Genomic DNA, 16,785 nt, shown 5'->3' with positions numbered 1-16,785 from the left:
TCGAAGATCGGAGGTTCCCATGCCCGTTTCCGCCGCCACCTCCCGTGCGCACAAGGCCATCGTCGGCGAACCCGAGGTCGTCGAGGACGGCCGTGCCCCCGGCGTCGAGGACTCCCCCGCCTGGCGCGCCCTCAAGCACGCCGCGACGGCGCTGCAGGGCCTGCAGGCGCAGGACGGCTCGGTCCCCGACGCCGCCGATCACGACGCCGCCGCATCCCTCGTCGCCGAGATCACGGGAGCCATCGGCGAGCTCGCCCCCCGCTTCCCCCACGATGCGGAGTACCTCGGCGCCTGCGTCGCCGACTTCGCCCGCTGGGCGGAGCAGGGATTCGGCGTGCCCGACTTCCTCGATTCGCTCGTGGCCTTCCAGCCGCAGCGGCACCGGATCGACGGCATCCGCCACCTCGTGGTGTTCCCGATGTACACGCAGAACGGCTCGCGCGACCGGCACGTGGAAGCTCTGCTGGTCGAGGTGATCTGGCCGGAGTTCATCGCCCGCCTGGAGACGGAGTACGCCAACCGCCTCTTCGTGTCGCTGCGCCTGGTGGATTTCACGCCCGGCTACGACACGAACTCGGCGGTGCTGTTCCCCGAGACCGTCGCGCTGCGGGAGATCCCCGCCTTCACGTGGGGCGGGATCTTCCAGGATCGCGAGGCCGCCCGCTACCGCCGCGTCGTGCGCGCGGCGGCAGAGATCACGAAACTCGAGCTGCCGGCGGACGCGGCGCGGATGCTGGCGGACCAGGACGTCGCCGAGCAGGCGTTCGTGATGTGGGACATCCTCCACGACCGCACGCACATGCGCGGCGATCTGCCGTTCGACCCGTTCATGATCAAGCAGCGCATGCCGTACTTCCTCTATTCGCTGGAGGAGCTGCGCTGCGACCTCACGGCCTTCCGTGAGTGCGTCGCGATCCAGCACCGGCTGCAGGAGCGCGCCGAACCGCTGGATGCCGCGGAGCAGGCGATGCTCGACAACGCCGTACGGGTGCAGTACGCCGTGATCTTCGACCGGATCTTCCGCTTCGCCATCACCGGGTCGCGCGTGCGCAACTACGACGGCGTGGGCGGGCAGCTGCTGTTCGCGTGGCTGCACCAGCGGGGCGTGCTGCACTGGACCGACACCGCGCTCGCCTTCGACTGGGCCGAGGTCCCCGCCGCCGTCGTCGCGCTCGGCGACGCGATCGACGAGCTGTACTGGCGCTCGATCGACCGACCGAAGACGGCGCACTGGCTGGCGGCGTACGACCTCGTGCGAAGCGTCCTGACGCCGCATCCGGCCTCGCAGTGGGCGCGCGGACTTCCCGACGAGGTGCTGGCAGGTCCGCCGAAGGGCTACACCGACGCGGTCCTGGACGACGAGTTCCCGCTGTCGATGTTCTACGAGGCGCTGGAGAAGAAGATGCGTCCGGTCATCGCCGCCACCGCCGGAATCCGCGGCAGCGACTGATCACCGCTGGAGGCGGGCGGAGAGGACGGCGTCCCACACGGAGTCGGCGACCTCCCGCTTGCCTCCCTCGGCGCGGGCCAGGACGTCACCGGCGCCCGAGACGATGACCACGGCGTTCTCCGACGAGCCGAAGCCGGCGGTCCAGCCGACGCGGTTGGCCACGAGCAGGTCCACGCCCTTGCGCGCGGCCTTGCGCAGCGCGCGATCGACCAGTGCGTCGGGGTCGGCCTCCGTCTCGGCGGCGAAGGCCACCACGGTCTGCCCGGGGCGGCGGCGGTCGGCCAGGCCCGCGACGATGTCGGGCGTGCGGACCAAGCGCAGCGTCACCTCGTCCCCGCCGGCATCCTCCTTGCTGAGCTTGCGTTCGCTCACCTCGGCGGCACGGTAGTCCGACACGGCGGCGGCCATCACGACGACGTCGGCCACGCCGGCGACCTCGGCCATCGCCGCGGCGAGCTCGTCCACGGTGCCGGCGCGCCGGATCCGCACGCGGGGATGCCGCGAGACCTCGGCGAGGACGCCGTCGTCCACGTGCGCCGCCACGAGCGTGACGTCCGCCCCGCGATCGGCGGCCGCTGCCGCGAGCGCGGCGCCCTGGCGGCCACTCGAGCGGTTGCCCACGAAGCGCACGGGGTCGATCGGCTCGCGCGTGCCGCCGGCGGAGACGGCCACCTCCAGACCGGTCAGGTCGGAGCGGGCAGGCACCACCGCGAGCGCGGCCGCCACGATCGTCTCGGGCTCGCTCATGCGGCCGGGCCCGGAGTCGCCGCCGGTGAGCGCCCCGTCGTCGGGACCGACGACGTGCACGCCGCGCGAGCGCAGTGTCGCCACGTTGGCACGCGTGGCCGGATGCGCCCACATCCCGCTGTGCATCGCGGGGGCCACCACGACCGGCGCCGACGTCGCCAGCAGCGTCGTCCCGAGCAGATCCGAGGCCAGTCCCGCCGCCATCGAGGCGAGGGTGTGCGCGGTGGCCGGGGCGACGATGACGAGGTCGGCGCGGCGGCCGAGGGCGACATGGCGCACCTCGGCGACATCCTCGTGCACACTGGTGGTGACGGGGTGGCGGCTGATCGCCTCCCACGTCGTGAGACCGACGAAGCGCAGCGCGTCTTCGGTCGGGATCACGTGGACCTCGTGTCCGGCGGTCACCAGCAGCCGGACCAGGTGCACGGTCTTGTAGGCGGCGATGCCTCCGGTGACGCCGACGACGATGAACACGCGCCCATCCTTCCACGGGGCCGGGCGCAGGCGGGAGAGCAGCCCATGTGCACCGTCATTGTGCACGTTCCGCAGCATCCGGCCGAGCCGGCGCACGTGCTGGCGATCCGCGACGAGGACCCTGCGCGCGCGTGGGACCCGCCGGGCCCGTGGTGGCCGCAGACCCATCCGGGGGTCATCGGGGTGCGCGACGCCCGCGCCGGCGGTGCGTGGCTGGCCGCCGATGCCGCCCGCTCCCGCCTCGCGGTGATCCTCAACCGGCGCGAGGTGCCCGGGGCCACGCAGTCGCGCGGCGCGATCGTGCTCGACGCGGTCGACGGACGCCGGCCCGCGCAGCCGCGCACGAACGGCTTCAACCTCGTCGTCGTCGACCGCGACGGGGCTCGCGTGACCGGGTGGGACGGCACCTCGGTGCGCGAGCGCGTGCTGGAGCCGGGGGTGCACATGATCGCGCACGACGACGTCGACGACCCGGCGACGCCCCGCATCGCGCGGTGGCTGCCGGAGTTCGCCGCCGCCCCGCCCGTCGCCGCGTCCGCGCCGTGGTGGCGGGAGTGGATGCTGCTGCTCGAGCGCAGCGCCGAGCTGCCGCCGACCGATGACCGCGCGATCGTCCGCGACAACCGCCCCTATGGCGTGGAGACGCTGTCGCTGCTGGTGTGCGCGGCGAGCGTCGGCCCCGAGGGCGTGGACCTCGCCTACGGGGAGCTGGCCGAGCCGGGGCAGTGGAATCGCGTGCGCCTGGTGGAGCCGGCGCTGTGACCGAGGGCGCCCCTGCCGGCGGCTCGCCCACCCCCTACACTGGCCGCGTGGACACCGACGTGGACGAACTCGTCGCCGGACGGCTCGTGCTGCTGGCCGGAGGCACGAGTGCGGCCGGCACCGCCGCGGCCAGAGCCCTGCGTGCCGCCGACGCGCGCGTCGTGGTCGCCGGCCGCGATCCGCTCAAACTCGACGCGCTCCGAGACGACGTCCCGGGGATCGCGACGGTGACGTGCGACCTGGCCGACGAGGACGCGGTGGCCGCCCTCGCGGAAGGCGTGCACGCCGAGCACGGGCCCATCGACGGCGTGCTGCAGCTGGTGGGCGGATGGCGCGGGGGCGGAGGCCTGGCCGGTCAGTCCGACGCCGACTTCCGCGCGCTCGAGGTGTCGCTCACGACTCTTCGGCACGTCTCGCGAGCCTTCGACGACGACCTGCGCGCCTCCACCGCGGGACGCCTGGCCATCGTGTCCTCCACCGCCGTGGCGCGGCCCCTCGCCGGCGGCGCGAACTACGCCGCGATCAAGGCCGCCAGCGAGGCGTGGACGCGCGCGGTGGGTCAAGGATTCGCGAAGTCCGCACGGGATGCCGGCGCATCCCAGACCGCTGCGGCGGTGATCTTCCGCGTCGCGAGCCTCGCGGGCCTCGAGGACGCCCTCGCCGACGCGTTCGTCGCGTTGTGGGACGACGATGCCTCGGCGTGGGCCGACGCCGTCATCGAGCTCACCCCCGCCGTCTGAATCCGCCTGCGGCCCGGTCGGCGCGGGCGCCGGCAGCGCACGTAGGCTGGGATGCCGTGACCCCACTGCATGACGCCGCCGTACGCGGCTTCGCCTCCGACAACTACTCCGGCGTTCACCCCGACGTCCTCGCCGCGATCGCCACCGCCAACGGTGGTCATCAGATCTCCTACGGCGAGGATGCGTACACCGCGCGCCTGCACGAGGTCTTCGCCGCGCACCTGGGCGAGGGCGTCGAGGCGTATCCGGTGTTCAACGGCACCGGCGCCAACGTCGTCGGGCTCCAGTCGATGCTGCCGCGCTGGGGCGCCGTGATCGCCGCATCCACCGCGCACATCAACGTCGACGAGGGGGGCGCGCCCGAGCGCGTGGCCGGCATCAAGATCCTCGGCGTGCCCGCCGAGGACGGCAAGCTCACGCCCGAGCTCATCGACCGGGAGGCGTGGGGCTGGGGCGACGAGCACCGCGCGCAGCCGCTCGTGGTCTCGATCACGCAGTCCACCGAGCTCGGCACCCTCTACAGCGTCGAGGAGCTGCGGGCCATCTCCGAGCACGTGCACGAGCGCGGGATGCGGCTGCACATGGACGGCGCGCGCATCGCCAACGCCGCCGCATCCCTCGGTCTGCCGCTGCGCGCCTTCACGCGCGACGTCGGTGTGGACGTGCTGAGCTTCGGGGGCACCAAGAACGGCGCCATGATGGGCGAGGCGATCGTCGTGCTCAACCCCGAGGCATCGGCCGGCCTGACCTACCTGCGCAAGCTCGACATGCAGCTCTCCAGCAAGATGCGCTTCGTCTCCGCGCAGCTGATCGCGCTGCTCGAGGGCGACCTGTGGCTGCGCAACGCCGCGCACGCCAACGCGATGGCCCAGCGCCTGCGCCATGGCATCGAGGCGGGGCTGGCGGACGGCACGATCCGCGGCGTCGCGTTCACCCAGCCCACCCAGGCCAACGGCGTGTTCGCGACGGTGCCGGCGGGCGTGGCCGATCGCCTCCGCGAGAGCTTCCGCTTCTACGACTGGGACGCCACGCGCCGCGAGGTGCGGTGGATGTGCAGCTTCGACACCACCGAGGACGACATCGACGCCTTCGTCGCGGCGATCGCGCGCGAGACCTCCGCCTGACCCCCCGCGGGGTCAGTGACCGGCGGGTGCCTTCTCCTCGTCCAGGAGGGCGTCGGCCTTCGCCCGGAAGAACCTCGTGCACGCCATCATGGCGGCGGCCAGGAACGCGAACACGCCGAGCGATACGACACCCCACGCCCCGGAGTCGGTGGGGACGGCCTCGTTGATCGCCGTGCGCATGATCGGTGCGACGAACCCGCCGAGGTTTCCCAGGGAGTTGATCAGACCGATGCCGGTGGCCGCCGCCGCGCCCGCGAGGAACGCGGTGGGGAACGACCACGTCAGCGGCCCCACCGACAGGAAGGAGGAGACGGCGATCGTGATGGCGACGATCCCCAGCAGCGCCTGGCCGTTCGCACCGGCCCACGCCGACAGCAGGATCGCGGCGCCGGTGACCGTGAAGAACACCGTGCCCCACACGCGTCTGCGCCGGATCGTCGTGGCGAACTTTCCGACGTAGTAGCAGGCGAACAGGCCCACCGCCCACGGGATGGCCGAGACCAGGCCGACCTCCCATCCGACGTCCTTGCCGATGAGGCCGGACACCTGCTGGGGCAGGTAGAACGTCGTACCGTACACCGCGATCTGCAGGCAGAAGTAGATGACGGTGAAGTACCAGACCTTCCAGTTGATCATCGCCGCGCCGATGCCACGGGGCCCGTCGTCGTGCTTGACGGCGTCCTCGTGGTCCATGACGGCCTTCATGGCCGCCTTCTCGTCGTCGTCGAGGAACTTCGCCTTCTGCGGGGAGTCCACCAGCAGGAACAGTGCCGCCACACCGGCGGCGACGGCCAGCATCCCCTCGGTGAAGAACATCACCTGCCACCCCGCCCACGGGGTGAACTGCTCGCCGAAGCTGATGAGTGCGCCCGACAGCGGCGCGCCCAGCATCTGCGAGAAGGGCTGCGCGAGGTAGAAGAGCGCGAACATCTGCACGCGCCGCTTGTTGGGGAACCACTGCGCGAGGAACATGATGACGCCAGGGAACAGGCCCGCCTCGGTCACGCCGAGCAGGAACCGGAGGATGACGAACATCGTGTCGTCCACGACGAACGCGAACAGCGACGCGACGATGCCCCACGTGACGGCGATGCGGGCCAGCCAGAACCGCGCGCCGAGCTTGTTCAGCAGCAGGTTGGAGGGGATCTCGAACAGCGCGTAGCCGATGAAGAAGATCCCGGCGCCCAGGGCGAACGCGCCGGCGGTGATGCCGCGGTCGACCTCGAGTGCCGCTTCGGCGAACCCGACGTTCGTGCGGTCCAGGAACGCGACGAAGTACAGGATGATGAGCATCGGCATGAGCCGGTAGGTGGCCTTCTTGATGCCGCTGGCCAGGTGAGGGCTGGCCAGGAGCGTCTGCGCCGAAGGGGCGCCGGACGGCGTTGTCACGGGAGACTCCTCTGAACGGGGGGATCGGAGCGGGGGATGCGGGGGCTCAGGCCCCGAGGGCGGGCAGGATGAGGGCGAGCCCGATGGCGACGCAGACGACGCCGATCAGCAGGTACGCGATACGCCCCTTCGACCAGGTGCGGGGCATGTTTCTCCTTAGGGGTCCGGACGGGGGTCAGTGCATGTAGAGGCCGCCGTCGACGTTGAGGGTGTGTCCGGTGACGAACCCGGCGTCTTCGCTGATCAGGTACGCGACGGCGGCGGCGATGTCGCGGGGCGTGCCGATGCGGGGCAGCACGCCGTCGGCGGCCATGTGCACCTTGCGCTCCTCGCTGAGCGTCCCGCCCATGATGTCGGTGTCGATGGGGCCGGGCGAGATGACGTTCGCCGTCACCCCGAAGGGTCCGAGCTCTCGGGCGAGGGAGCGCATGAGTCCGATGACCCCCGCCTTCGAAGCCGAGTACGGGGTCTTGGAGAACGTGCCGCCCCCGCGCTGCGCCGAGACGGACGATATCCCCACGATGCGCCCCACGCCGGCGGAGACGAGGGATGCCGCGACCCGCTGGGTCACCCAGTGGACGCCGTCGAGATTGATGGCGCGCACCCGCTCCCACTCCTCCGGCGTGACCTCCAGGTACGGCACCGGGGACGAGACTCCCGCGAAGTTCACGACGGCGACCAGCTGCGGGAGCCCGGCCTCGAGCGCGTCGACGGCGGCCACCGCCTGCGTGCGGTCGGAGACGTCTGCGCCCACCCCCAGCGCGTGCACCCCGTACCGGTCGGAGAGGTCTTCGGCCGTGCGCGCGGCGGCGTCGCCGTCGACGTCGACGATGCCCACGTGCCATCCGTGCTCGGCGAGGTGATGCGCCGTCGTGCGCCCGATCCCACGGGGGCTCGCTGCCCCCGTGAGGATCACGGTGCGTTCGGCGGGGAATGCGGCGGTCATGCCGGTCGTGTCTCCTCCCGCGCCGGCGCGATCGGGGCGGGGCCCAGTTCCTCCAGCAGCTTCTTCATCGCGACGTACGCCTTGTTGCGGTACGCGACGAGCTCGGGCGTGCGGTCGGCGGGCACGTCGAGGAATCCCGCGCCGGATTTGGTGCCGAGCTTCCCGGCGGAGACGAGGTCGTCGAGGATCCGCGGGGTGGCGAATCGCTCGGGGAACTCCGTCTGCAGCGAGGCATAGCAGAACGCGTACACGTCGAGCCCGGCCATGTCGGCGATCGCGAACGGCCCGAAGAAGGGCAGCCGGAACCCGAACGTCGTCCGCACGATCGTGTCGATGTCTGCGGGGGTGGCCACGCCCTCCTCCACGAGCTGGGTGGCCTCGTGGAAGAGCGCGTACTGGAGGCGGTTGAGCACGAACCCGGTGGCGTCCTTCACGCGGGCCGTCTCCTTGCCGGTGGCGGCGACGATGCGCTCAACGACCGGGATGACCGCGTCGTCGGTGCCGGCGTGCGGGATGAGCTCGACGCCGGGGATGAAGGGCGCCGGGTTGGAGAAGTGGACCCCGAGGAACCGCTCCGGCGCGGTCACGGCCTCGGCCAGGCGCCCGATGAGGATCGTGGAGGTGTTGCTGCCGATGACGGCATCGGGCGCGGCGGCCTCGGAGATGCGCCGCAGCGTGGCGTGCTTGATCTCGATCTTCTCCGGCACCGCCTCCTCGATGAAACCCGCCCCGGCCACGGCGTCCTCGATCGTGGCGGCGGTGACCCGCTCGGCGATGACGGCGGGGGCGTCTGCAGGGAACAGCCCGTCGGCGGCGAATTGCTCCGCCTCGCCGATGAGGCGCTCCCGGTTGCGTTGCGCGATGTCCAGATCGACATCGGCGATGCGCACGTCGGCACCGGACAGCGCGAGCACCTGGGCGATCCCGCCGCCCATGTATCCACTGCCGACGACGGCGTACACGGGGCGTGGGGTGTCGGTCATGTTCATCTCTTTCGTGCGGGGCTCACGCGCCGGCGGACTGGGGAAGCAGGGACTGCAGATACGTGCGGTTGGTGGCGCACACACCGAGGCTGTCGCCGCCGTACTGCTCCATCAGGAACGGGCCGCGAAAGCCCAGTTCCAGCGCCCGGGCCACCATCGCGCGGTAGTCGATCAGCCCCAGCTCGAGGCTCGTGGGCACCGAGGTCGCCCAGCTGCCGTCGCCGGCCTCGTCGCGCATGTAGTTCTTCACGTGCCAGTAGTTGGCGTACGGCAGCGTCTTCTCGTGCATTTCGCGCCAGTCCTCGATGGGGCGGTGCAGGCGGATGAGGTTGCCGATGTCGGGGTTGAGACCGACGTTGTCCAGCCCGATCTCCTCGATGAGGCGCACCGCGCTGTCGGCGGTGCCGAGGTAGGTGTCTTCGTACATCTCCAGCGCCATCGGCAGGCCCACGGATGCCGCGTGCTCGCCGAGTTCGCGGAGCCGGCGCACCGCCAGTGCCCGCGTCTCGGCGTCGTCGGGGTCGACGGGGCCCTGCGCCGTCCAGAACCACAGCGCCTTGCGCTGCGCGTCGCTGAACGGCTGGTGCAGGCCCGTGGAGAACACCTGCAGCCCCAGCTCGGCCGACGCGTCGATCGTGCGGTGCGCGTAGGCGAGGTTCTCCTCGCCGCGGCCGGGCTGGATGACGCTCTGGCGCTGCACGTGCACCGAGATCGGGGTCACCCCGTGCGCTGCGGCGATGGCGAGCAGGTCGGCGCGGCGGGACGCATCCAGGTCGGCGGGACGGATGTGGCTGTCGGCGAGTTCGATCGCGGTGAACCCCAGCGCGGCCACCTGCGCGAACACGTCGTCCCACACCTCCGGCGCGGCGTCGTGCAGGCGCGTGCCGTCGGCGGCGACGGGCCGGAACCCGTGCATGCACACGGCGATCGGCCACGTGTCGCGGTCGTACGGCGGAGGGGAGGCTGCGGTCATGACGGCTCCATCGGCGTGTCACGGATCGGCATCGATCCGGTCGGTTCGTAGATCCTACAGGATTCTGCCGCCGTCACAAGGGCGGGAATCGGCGCCGCCCATGGCTCCCCGCACGGTCGGAATCGCCCCGGCCGGCGGGGCGCGGGAGCAGGTCGCCTACTCGGCGCGTGCGGCGGCCAGCGACCGCTCGCCGACGAGCTGGACGTGACGACGCATCGCCTGCTCGGGCGCATCCGGGTCGTCGCCGGCGAAGGCCTCGACGACCGCCTCATGCTCGGCGATGGCTTCGCGCACGTCGGTGACGCCGTGCACGGCGGCCTGCCGCATCCGGTGCAGCTGCGCACCGAGCGTGTCGGACATCTCGCTGAGGTAGTGATTGCCGCAGTGATCGAACACGACCCGGTGGAAGGCCGCATCCGCGGCGAAGTATGCGGTGGTCAGCGCGACATCGGAATCCCCCGCCGCCATCGCGGCCATGACGCGCTCCCCCACGGCCCGGTGCGCCTGCTGCGCCGCACGCAGCTCGCCGACCATCCCGGGCGTGGCCGGGGTCGCCAGGCGCGTGGCGGTCGTCTCCAGCATGAGGCGGGCGTCGAAGAGTTCGCGCAGCTGCGAGGGCCGCAGCGGCGGGGCGACTCGATAACCCTTGAGCGCCTCACGCGTCACCAGTCCGGTGCGCTCCAGCTGCACCATCGCTTCGCGCACGGGGGTGGGCGAGACCTGCAGCTGACGGGCGATCGTGTCGATCGACAGCCGGGCGCCGGGGGCCACCTCGCCGCTGAGCAGCAGGCCCAGGATGCGCTCGTACACGTGGTCGCGCAGTCCGCGTCGTTCGACGCCGCCGGCGAGGGCCTCCAGACCGCGCGGAGCCGCCTCCAGGGTCATCGTGACACCTCCGCCTGTGCACGCAGCACGTCTGCCGACTCGTCGAGGATCGCGCCGAACGCCCTCGGGTCGTGGGCGAAGCGGCCGAGGAACAAGCCGTCGACCGAACCGGCGATGTCGGCCAGCATACCGGGGCGTGCACTGCCCCCGTAGATGACGGCCTGCGCCTGCCCGCCGTGCTCGCGGAGGGCCCCGCACACGGCGGCGATGTGGTCGGGGCCGGCAGGTTCGGGTGCGCCGATCGCCCACAGCGGCTCGTAGGCGACGGTGACGGGGCCGGTCAGACCGGCGGCGCGCGCGGGGCCCACGGCGGCGTCGATCTGCCGGAGGCACGCATCCACGGCGGCCGCCGCATCCCCGGCACGGTCCTCCCCGACGCACAGCAACGGCATGAGCCCGTGGCGCAGCGCCGCGGCGAGCTTGGCCGCGACGACGTCGTCGGTCTCGCCGAACAGGCGCCGCCGCTCGGCGTGACCCACCTCGACGAGCGAACAGCCCACTTCGGCGAGCACCGCGCCGCTGACCTCGCCGGTGTACGGGCCCTCGTCCTCGGCGGCGAGATCCTGAGCGCCCACGGCAAGCCCTGCCGCCGCGCCGATCTCCGCGCACGCCGGGATCGAGGGGAACTGCGGCAGCACGAAGGGCCGCACGCCCGCCGCGACGGCCGGGTGCTCCGCGACGATGCCGGCTACCTCCCGCACCCACGCGAGCGTGCGGGCGTGGGAGAAGTACATCTTCAGGCTCGCGCCGATCAGCATCCCGAGCCCCCCGCGGGGTCAGACACCTTCGTAGGCGCCGATCTCCGCGACCTTGTCCGCCGACGCGCTGGAGGTGTCGAACGTGTAGCCGAGCCACTCGCGCGCGAGCCGGCGGGCGAGCTCGACGCCGACCACGCGCTGACCCATGCACAGCACCTGCACGTCGTTGGAGAGGATCGACCGCTCCACGCTGTAGGAGTCGTGGGCCGTGACGGCGCGGATGCCGGGAACCTTGTTGGCCGCGATCGCCACGCCCAGCCCCGTGCCGCAGATGAGGATGGCGCGGTCCGCGTCGCCGGCGGCGACGCGTTCGGCGGCTGCGATCGCGATCGTGGGGTAGTTCGTGGTGCCGTCGGCCGCCACTCCCACGTCCACGACATCGTCCACGCGGTCATCGGCCAGCAGATCGGCCTTGATGCGCTCCTTGTAGTCGAAGCCGGCCTCATCGCAGCCGACCACCAGTCGAAATCCCATCAGTCCTCCTCCTTCAGGTTCTCCAGCACGGTGCGGGTCACCAGGGCGAACGAGACGGCGCCGGGATCGGGCGTACCCACGCTCTTCTCGCCGTGCGCACGGGCACGCCCGACCCGCGCGGTCATCTCCGCCGTGGCCTGCGCCGCGGCGGTGGCGGCCTGGGCGGCGCTCGCCCACGCCGCGCGGAGCGGATCACCGGCGCCCAGGCGCGTGGTGAGCTCGTCGGCGAAGGGCACCATCGCGTCGACCATCGTCTTGTCCCCCGGCTGGGCCTTGCCGAAGGTCATGACCGCGTCCTTCATGGCGACGACCCCGTCGCCGACCGCGGCCGCGGTCACCTCGTCCTCGTCACCCAGGATGGCGCCGAGGGCCGCGAGCATCTCGCCCCATATCGCTCCGGAGGTCCCGCCGCCGGTGTCGGCCCAGGCATCGCCCGCGCGCTGCAGCGCTGTGCGGGCGCCCGCGCCGGCGTCCGCCGCGCTGCGCGCCGACTCGGCCGCCGCGCGGCTGCCCCGCTGCATCCCGATGCCGTGGTCACCGTCTCCGGCGATGCGGTCCATCCGCCCGAGCTCGTCTGCTGCCTCATCGAGAGCGACGGCGACGCCCTCCAGCGCACGGGCGAGTGCGCCGGCGGCGCGGCGCGAGGCGTCGCCGGCCGCGCCGATCTCCTGCGCCTCGTCGTCGTCGGCGATCTCGTCGGCCGAGACCTCGCGGCGTCCCTCGACCGCACCGCGACGGTAGGCGGGCGTGTCGCACGGAGCCAGCCACAGGCGCTCGAGCTCGTCATCGAGCCACAGGAGCGTGAGCGAGAGGCCCGCCATGTCGAAGCTCGTGCAGAACTCCCCCACTTCCGGCGACACCACGACGGCGCCGGCGTCGCCGAGCAGACGGTGGATGCCGCTGTAGACGACGAACATCTCCTCGTACTTGACGCTGCCCAGGCCGTTGAGGATCGGCACCACGCGCGCGCCCGGGACACTCACGCCGTCGGGGAGTTCGTCCAGCAGCTTGTCCACGAGCATCCCGGCCAGTCCAGCGGCCGTCGGGATGTCGACCTCGTCGATGCCCGGTTCGCCATGGATCCCCAGCCCGACGGCCATGCGCCCGGGCGGCACCTCGAACAGCGGCTCGTCGGATCCGGGGAGCGTGCAGCCGCTGAAGGCGACGCCGAACGAGCGCGTGCGGGCGTTGGCCAGCCGCGCGACACGCTCGACGTCGTCGAGGTCGAGGCCCTCTTCGGCCGCCGCACCCGCCACCTTGAACACGACGAGGTCGCCGGCGATACCGCGGCGCTTGTCGAGCTCGTCCTTGGGCGCGCTCCACACGTCGTCGGTCACGAGCACCGTGCGGCAGTCCACGCCCTCCCCGCGCAGGCGCTCCTGCGCCTGGCCGAAGTGGAGCACGTCGCCGGCGTAGTTGCCGAAGCTCAGCAGCACGCCGCGCCCCTCATGGGCGGCGGCGACGACGGAGTGCACCTGGTGCGCCGAGGGCGACGCGAAGAGGTTCCCCATCGCGGCGCCGTGGGCAAGGCCCGGTCCGACCAGGCCGCCGAACGCCGGGTAGTGGCCACTGCCACCGCCGATGACGACCGCGACGGTGGGTTCGGGCCCCCGGGTGGACCGGACGACGCCTCCGCTCACGCGGTGCACCCAGCGGGATGACGCGGCGACGAAGCCCTCGATCATCTCCTCGGCGAAGTCGTCCGGGTCGTTGAACAGCCGCGTCATCGCGTCTCCCTAGGGCGTGTTTCCGAAAATCCTATGGGAAATTGGATCCTCCGGCCAGGCCCCGCATCGCCGCATGCTGTTTCGCGAGACTGCACCGTGCCGACGAGACCGCGACATGATGTCGCTGTCTCGTCAGCTGCGTGCAGTCTCGGCGGCCGGAGGGGTCAGCGCAGGGCGCCCACGCTCGCCAGCGCCAGCCGGATGAGCGTGCCGCGGCCGCCCTCCATCTCGGCGGCCAGGGCGTCGGAGGACGCTTCCTCCGGCGAGAGCCACGTCACTTCCAGCGCGTCCTGGCGCGGCTCGCACGTGCCGGTGACGGGAACGACGTAGGCGAGGGACACCGCGTGCTGTCGATCGTCGTGGAACGCGGTCATCCCGGGCAGGGGGAAGTACTCCGCCACGGTGAAGGGCGTGACCTGCGGCGGCAGGAGCGGGAAGGCCATGGGGCCGAGATCGTTCTCGAGGTGACGGAACAGCGCGTCGCGCACGGTCTCTCCGTAGCGGACGCGGCCCGACACGATCGTGCGGCTGATCTCTCCGATCGGGGTCGCACGCAGGAGGATCCCCACCTGCACGACGGCGCCCATGCCATCGGTGCGCACGGGCACGGCCTCCACGTAGAGGATCGGCATGCGGCGACGGATCTCGGTGAGCTCGACCTCGCTCAGCCACCCCGGATTGCCGGCGGCGGCCGGGCCGGTGGCCTGGTCGAAGGGGGAACCGAGGGGCTCGCGGCGGGCGTCGTCGCCGTTGCCGTCGTCGGACGGGTCGGGGTCGGGAGTGCGCACGGGCATGTTCCCTGTATACCCAACGCGCCCCGAAAACGCCCGGATCCCGGCCGGGGAAATACGGGGTGTCCGGCCGGGCTGAGAGGATGAAGGCATGAGCGAGCCGCCGCGCATCGACCCCGACCTGGTCGTCTGGGCCACCCCGCCCCAGGAGCGCGCCGGTCGGCCGGCGCTGATCCTGCTGCACGGGTACGGCGCCGACGAGCGCGACCTGCTGGCCCTGTCCGAGCACCTCCCCGACGCGTTCGCCTACGCCGCCGTCCGCGCGCCGCTCGCGCCGCCGTGGCCGTCGCCGGGGTACTCGTGGTACCCCATCGAGGGACTGAACGGACGCGATCCGTCGGCGGTGACGGCGGCAGCCGATGGCCTGCTGGAGTGGCTGGATGCCGCCGTCGATGCCCCGAGCATCGGCCTGCTGGGGTTCTCGCAGGGCGCGTCCGTCGCGCTCCAGGCCCTGCGGCTGGATCCTTCGCGCATCGCCTTCGTGGTGAACCTGTCCGGATACGTCGCGCCCGGATCCCTTCCGGGGGATGCGACGCTGACCGAGCAGAAGCCGCCGGTGTTCTGGGGACGCGGCACCCACGACGACGTCATCCCCGAGGCACTGGTGGCGCACACCGTCGAGTGGCTCCCCGCGCACTCCGACCTGAGCGGCCGCGTGTACCCCGGCATGGCGCACAGCGTCTCGCAGGCGGAGCTCGCCGACGTGCACGCCTTCCTCAGCAAGCGCCTGGAAAAACCGGCCGCGAGCTGAGGCGGGCACGGGCACGGGTTGCACGTTCGCACGGCCCCCACTACGGTGGCCGAGTCCTGTTCCGAGTGTGAGGATCCCTCCGGTGAAGATCGACGTCGCTTCCGCGCCCCTGTCCGCGCGCTGAACCGTCGACCCGCCGTAGCTCGGTGGACCCGCCCGTCTGAGGGCAGGGGTCCGGTGTCAGCGCATGCACACACCGGAGCATCATGCCCACCCCTTCCTCTGCTCTCCTGTTCGACTCCGTCTCGCTCGTGTGGGCCGACGGCACGATCGCCCTCGACGGCGTCTCCGGCTCGTTCGGCTCCGGCCGCACGGGGCTGGTCGGCCGCAACGGCTCGGGCAAATCGACGCTGCTGCGCCTCGCCGCCGGCGAGCTCGCCCCCACCTCTGGGCACGTCATCCGCTCGGGGGACGTCGCGTATCTGCCGCAGCGGCTGACTCTCGACGTCGACCGGCCCGTCGCCGAGCTGCTCGGCGTCGCCGACGCGCTGTCGGCGCTGCGGGCGATCGAATCCGGCGACGCCGACCCGCAGCACTTCGACGCGGTCGGCGACGACTGGGACGTCGAGGCGCGATCGGCCGCCGCGCTGGCCGATGCGGGGCTGCCGCCCACTGCGCTGGATCGCACCATCGGTTCGCTCTCGGGCGGAGAGGCGATCCTCGTCGCCATCGCCGGCATCCGCCTGGCCGCCGCCCCCATCACGCTGCTGGACGAACCCACCAACAACCTCGACCGCGATGCCCGCGCCCGCGTCGCCGAGATGGTGCGATCGTGGCGCGGGGCCCTCGTGGTCGTGAGCCACGATGTCGCCCTCCTCGAGCTCATGGACGACACCGCCGAGCTGTACGCGAACGCGCTGTCGACCTTCGGCGGGCCGTACTCGCAGTGGCGGGCATGGCTCGACGCCGAGCAGGATGCGGCCCGCCAGGCCGAGCGCACCGCCGCGCAGGTCGTGCGGCGCGAGAAGCGCGACCGGATCGCGGCCGAGCGCACGCTGTCCAGCCGCGCCCAGATGGGCCACAAGGCACAGGTGGAAAAGCGCGTCCCCGGCATCGTCTCGGGCAACCGCAAGCGCGCCGCGGAGGTGTCGGCGGGGCGCCTGCGCACCGAGGTGCGGGAGAAGGAGAACGAGGCCCGCGCCGCCCTGGATGCGGCCGAGCGCCGGGTGCGCGAGGACCAGGCCGTGCGCATCGACCTCCCCGATCCCGGCGTCGCGGCGGGGCGGCGCATCCTGAGCATCGGCGACGCCGAGCGCTCGTGGGTCGTGCAGGGCCCCGAGCGCGTCGCACTGATCGGCCCGAACGGCATCGGCAAGACGACGCTCCTGGAGCGTCTCGTGCGCTCCGCCGCCCCCGGGTCGGACGCCGGCACCGGGGCGGTGCGGGCGGAGTTGTTCACCGACCGCGTGGGGTACCTGCCGCAGGGGGTCGACGGGCTCGAGGAGGCGGCGACGGTGCTGGAGAACGTGCGGTCGGCGGCGCCCGCGCTGCCCGTCGTGGAGCTGCGGAACCGGCTCGCGCGCTTCCTCCTGCGCGGCGATGCGGTGCAGCGGCAGGTCGTCACCCTCTCCGGCGGCGAGCGCTTCCGCGTCGCACTCGCCCGCATCCTCCTGGCCGACCCGCCGCCGCAGCTGCTCGTGCTGGACGAGCCCACCAACAACCTCGACCTGGACACGGTCGACCGGTTGCTGGGGGCGCTCGCCGCCTATCGCGGGGCGGTGCTCATCGTCAGCCACGACGACGCGTTCCTCGGCCGGCTCGCTCCCGACCTGACCCTCGAGCTCACGGCGGGAGGCCTCGTCCAGGCGTGA

The 16,785-nt window shown here is 72.3% G+C and carries 16 protein-coding genes; 6 read left to right on the top strand and 10 right to left on the bottom strand.

What is annotated here, in order from left to right:
- The first annotated feature begins 19 nt into the window (after positions 1-19).
- Entirely contained in the window at positions 20-1,450 is a 1,431-nt protein-coding gene (locus tag F6J85_RS02285) for a DUF6421 family protein (protein WP_150923676.1), read from the top strand.
- Here the strand turns inward: F6J85_RS02285 and coaBC are convergent, their stop codons facing one another.
- Positions 1,451-2,671, bottom strand: coding sequence for a bifunctional phosphopantothenoylcysteine decarboxylase/phosphopantothenate--cysteine ligase CoaBC (gene coaBC, locus F6J85_RS02280; RefSeq protein ID WP_150923675.1), 1,221 nt, complete (start codon positions 2,669-2,671; stop codon positions 1,451-1,453).
- A gap of 45 nt (positions 2,672-2,716) precedes the next feature.
- Between coaBC and F6J85_RS02275 the strand changes: the two genes are divergently transcribed.
- The 3 genes from F6J85_RS02275 to F6J85_RS02265 are packed head-to-tail and all read left to right on the top strand — an operon-like array spanning position 2,717 to position 5,297.
- A complete protein-coding gene (locus tag F6J85_RS02275) occupies positions 2,717-3,433 on the top strand; it encodes an NRDE family protein (RefSeq protein ID WP_150923674.1) in 717 nt (238 codons plus the stop codon).
- A 47-nt stretch (positions 3,434-3,480) separates the two neighbouring features.
- A complete protein-coding gene (locus F6J85_RS02270; RefSeq protein ID WP_238707033.1) occupies positions 3,481-4,173 on the top strand; it encodes an SDR family NAD(P)-dependent oxidoreductase in 693 nt (230 codons plus the stop codon).
- A gap of 56 nt (positions 4,174-4,229) precedes the next feature.
- Entirely contained in the window at positions 4,230-5,297 is a 1,068-nt protein-coding gene (locus tag F6J85_RS02265; RefSeq protein WP_150923673.1) for a threonine aldolase family protein, read from the top strand.
- A gap of 12 nt (positions 5,298-5,309) precedes the next feature.
- Here F6J85_RS02265 and F6J85_RS02260 read toward each other — a convergent pair whose 3' ends face one another.
- The 9 genes from F6J85_RS02260 to F6J85_RS02220 all read right to left on the bottom strand — a co-directional run bounded on the left by F6J85_RS02260 (position 5,310) and on the right by F6J85_RS02220 (position 14,226).
- Positions 5,310-6,686, bottom strand: coding sequence for an MFS transporter (locus F6J85_RS02260; RefSeq protein WP_238707032.1), 1,377 nt, complete (start codon positions 6,684-6,686; stop codon positions 5,310-5,312).
- Positions 6,687-6,861: 175 nt separating this feature from the next.
- Positions 6,862-7,632 (bottom strand): SDR family NAD(P)-dependent oxidoreductase, encoded by a 771-nt coding sequence (locus F6J85_RS02255; RefSeq protein ID WP_150918631.1) that lies wholly within the window; start codon positions 7,630-7,632, stop codon positions 6,862-6,864.
- Positions 7,629-8,615, bottom strand: coding sequence for a 3-hydroxyacyl-CoA dehydrogenase family protein (locus F6J85_RS02250; RefSeq protein WP_150923672.1), 987 nt, complete (start codon positions 8,613-8,615; stop codon positions 7,629-7,631). Before F6J85_RS02250 ends, F6J85_RS02255 begins: the two co-directional genes overlap by 4 nt.
- 22 nt (positions 8,616-8,637) lie before the next feature.
- Positions 8,638-9,588: a sugar phosphate isomerase/epimerase family protein gene (locus F6J85_RS02245; RefSeq protein WP_150923671.1), complete on the bottom strand. Its 951-nt coding sequence runs from the start codon at positions 9,586-9,588 to the stop codon at positions 8,638-8,640.
- Between the two features lie 156 nt (positions 9,589-9,744).
- Complete coding sequence (locus tag F6J85_RS02240) at positions 9,745-10,473, bottom strand: GntR family transcriptional regulator (protein ID WP_150923670.1); 729 nt, start codon at positions 10,471-10,473, stop codon at positions 9,745-9,747.
- Positions 10,470-11,231 (bottom strand): triose-phosphate isomerase family protein, encoded by a 762-nt coding sequence (locus F6J85_RS02235; protein ID WP_150923669.1) that lies wholly within the window; start codon positions 11,229-11,231, stop codon positions 10,470-10,472. Before F6J85_RS02235 ends, F6J85_RS02240 begins: the two co-directional genes overlap by 4 nt.
- Before the next feature lie 18 nt (positions 11,232-11,249).
- Positions 11,250-11,705 carry a ribose-5-phosphate isomerase gene (locus tag F6J85_RS02230; protein ID WP_150918621.1) on the bottom strand — a complete coding sequence of 152 codons (456 nt, stop codon included), beginning with the start codon at positions 11,703-11,705 and terminating at the stop codon, positions 11,250-11,252.
- Positions 11,705-13,432 (bottom strand): dihydroxyacetone kinase family protein, encoded by a 1,728-nt coding sequence (locus F6J85_RS02225; RefSeq protein WP_150923668.1) that lies wholly within the window; start codon positions 13,430-13,432, stop codon positions 11,705-11,707. Before F6J85_RS02225 ends, F6J85_RS02230 begins: the two co-directional genes overlap by 1 nt.
- Before the next feature lie 164 nt (positions 13,433-13,596).
- Positions 13,597-14,226 (bottom strand): NUDIX hydrolase family protein, encoded by a 630-nt coding sequence (locus tag F6J85_RS02220; RefSeq protein ID WP_150923667.1) that lies wholly within the window; start codon positions 14,224-14,226, stop codon positions 13,597-13,599.
- Between the two features lie 88 nt (positions 14,227-14,314).
- Between F6J85_RS02220 and F6J85_RS02215 the strand changes: the two genes are divergently transcribed.
- Together F6J85_RS02215 and F6J85_RS02210 are read left to right on the top strand one after the other, a co-directional pair.
- Positions 14,315-14,974, top strand: a complete 660-nt coding sequence (locus tag F6J85_RS02215; RefSeq protein ID WP_150923666.1) for an alpha/beta hydrolase — start codon at positions 14,315-14,317, stop codon at positions 14,972-14,974.
- Between the two features lie 206 nt (positions 14,975-15,180).
- Positions 15,181-16,785, top strand: a complete 1,605-nt coding sequence (locus F6J85_RS02210) for an ABC-F family ATP-binding cassette domain-containing protein (RefSeq protein WP_150923665.1) — start codon at positions 15,181-15,183, stop codon at positions 16,783-16,785.

The sequence above is a fragment of the Microbacterium lushaniae genome (assembly GCF_008727775.1).
Classification (GTDB): domain Bacteria; phylum Actinomycetota; class Actinomycetes; order Actinomycetales; family Microbacteriaceae; genus Microbacterium; species Microbacterium lushaniae.
This window is presented reverse-complemented; position numbering and strand designations above follow the sequence as displayed.

Excerpts from the sequence above, each read along its gene's own strand:
- F6J85_RS02210 (WP_150923665.1), top strand. The coding sequence starts at position 15,181 with ATGCCCACCCCTTCCTCTGCTCTCCTGTTCGACTCCGTCTCGCTCGTG.
- F6J85_RS02235 (WP_150923669.1), bottom strand. The coding sequence starts at position 11,231 with ATGCTGATCGGCGCGAGCCTGAAGATGTACTTCTCCCACGCCCGCACG.
- F6J85_RS02240 (WP_150923670.1), bottom strand. The coding sequence starts at position 10,473 with ATGACCCTGGAGGCGGCTCCGCGCGGTCTGGAGGCCCTCGCCGGCGGC.
- F6J85_RS02220 (WP_150923667.1), bottom strand. The coding sequence starts at position 14,226 with ATGCCCGTGCGCACTCCCGACCCCGACCCGTCCGACGACGGCAACGGC.
- F6J85_RS02215 (WP_150923666.1), top strand. The coding sequence starts at position 14,315 with ATGAGCGAGCCGCCGCGCATCGACCCCGACCTGGTCGTCTGGGCCACC.
- F6J85_RS02255 (WP_150918631.1), bottom strand. The coding sequence starts at position 7,632 with ATGACCGCCGCATTCCCCGCCGAACGCACCGTGATCCTCACGGGGGCA.
- F6J85_RS02225 (WP_150923668.1), bottom strand. The coding sequence starts at position 13,432 with ATGACGCGGCTGTTCAACGACCCGGACGACTTCGCCGAGGAGATGATC.
- F6J85_RS02250 (WP_150923672.1), bottom strand. The coding sequence starts at position 8,615 with ATGACCGACACCCCACGCCCCGTGTACGCCGTCGTCGGCAGTGGATAC.
- F6J85_RS02245 (WP_150923671.1), bottom strand. The coding sequence starts at position 9,588 with ATGACCGCAGCCTCCCCTCCGCCGTACGACCGCGACACGTGGCCGATC.
- F6J85_RS02275 (WP_150923674.1), top strand. The coding sequence starts at position 2,717 with ATGTGCACCGTCATTGTGCACGTTCCGCAGCATCCGGCCGAGCCGGCG.
- F6J85_RS02230 (WP_150918621.1), bottom strand. The coding sequence starts at position 11,705 with ATGGGATTTCGACTGGTGGTCGGCTGCGATGAGGCCGGCTTCGACTAC.
- F6J85_RS02285 (WP_150923676.1), top strand. The coding sequence starts at position 20 with ATGCCCGTTTCCGCCGCCACCTCCCGTGCGCACAAGGCCATCGTCGGC.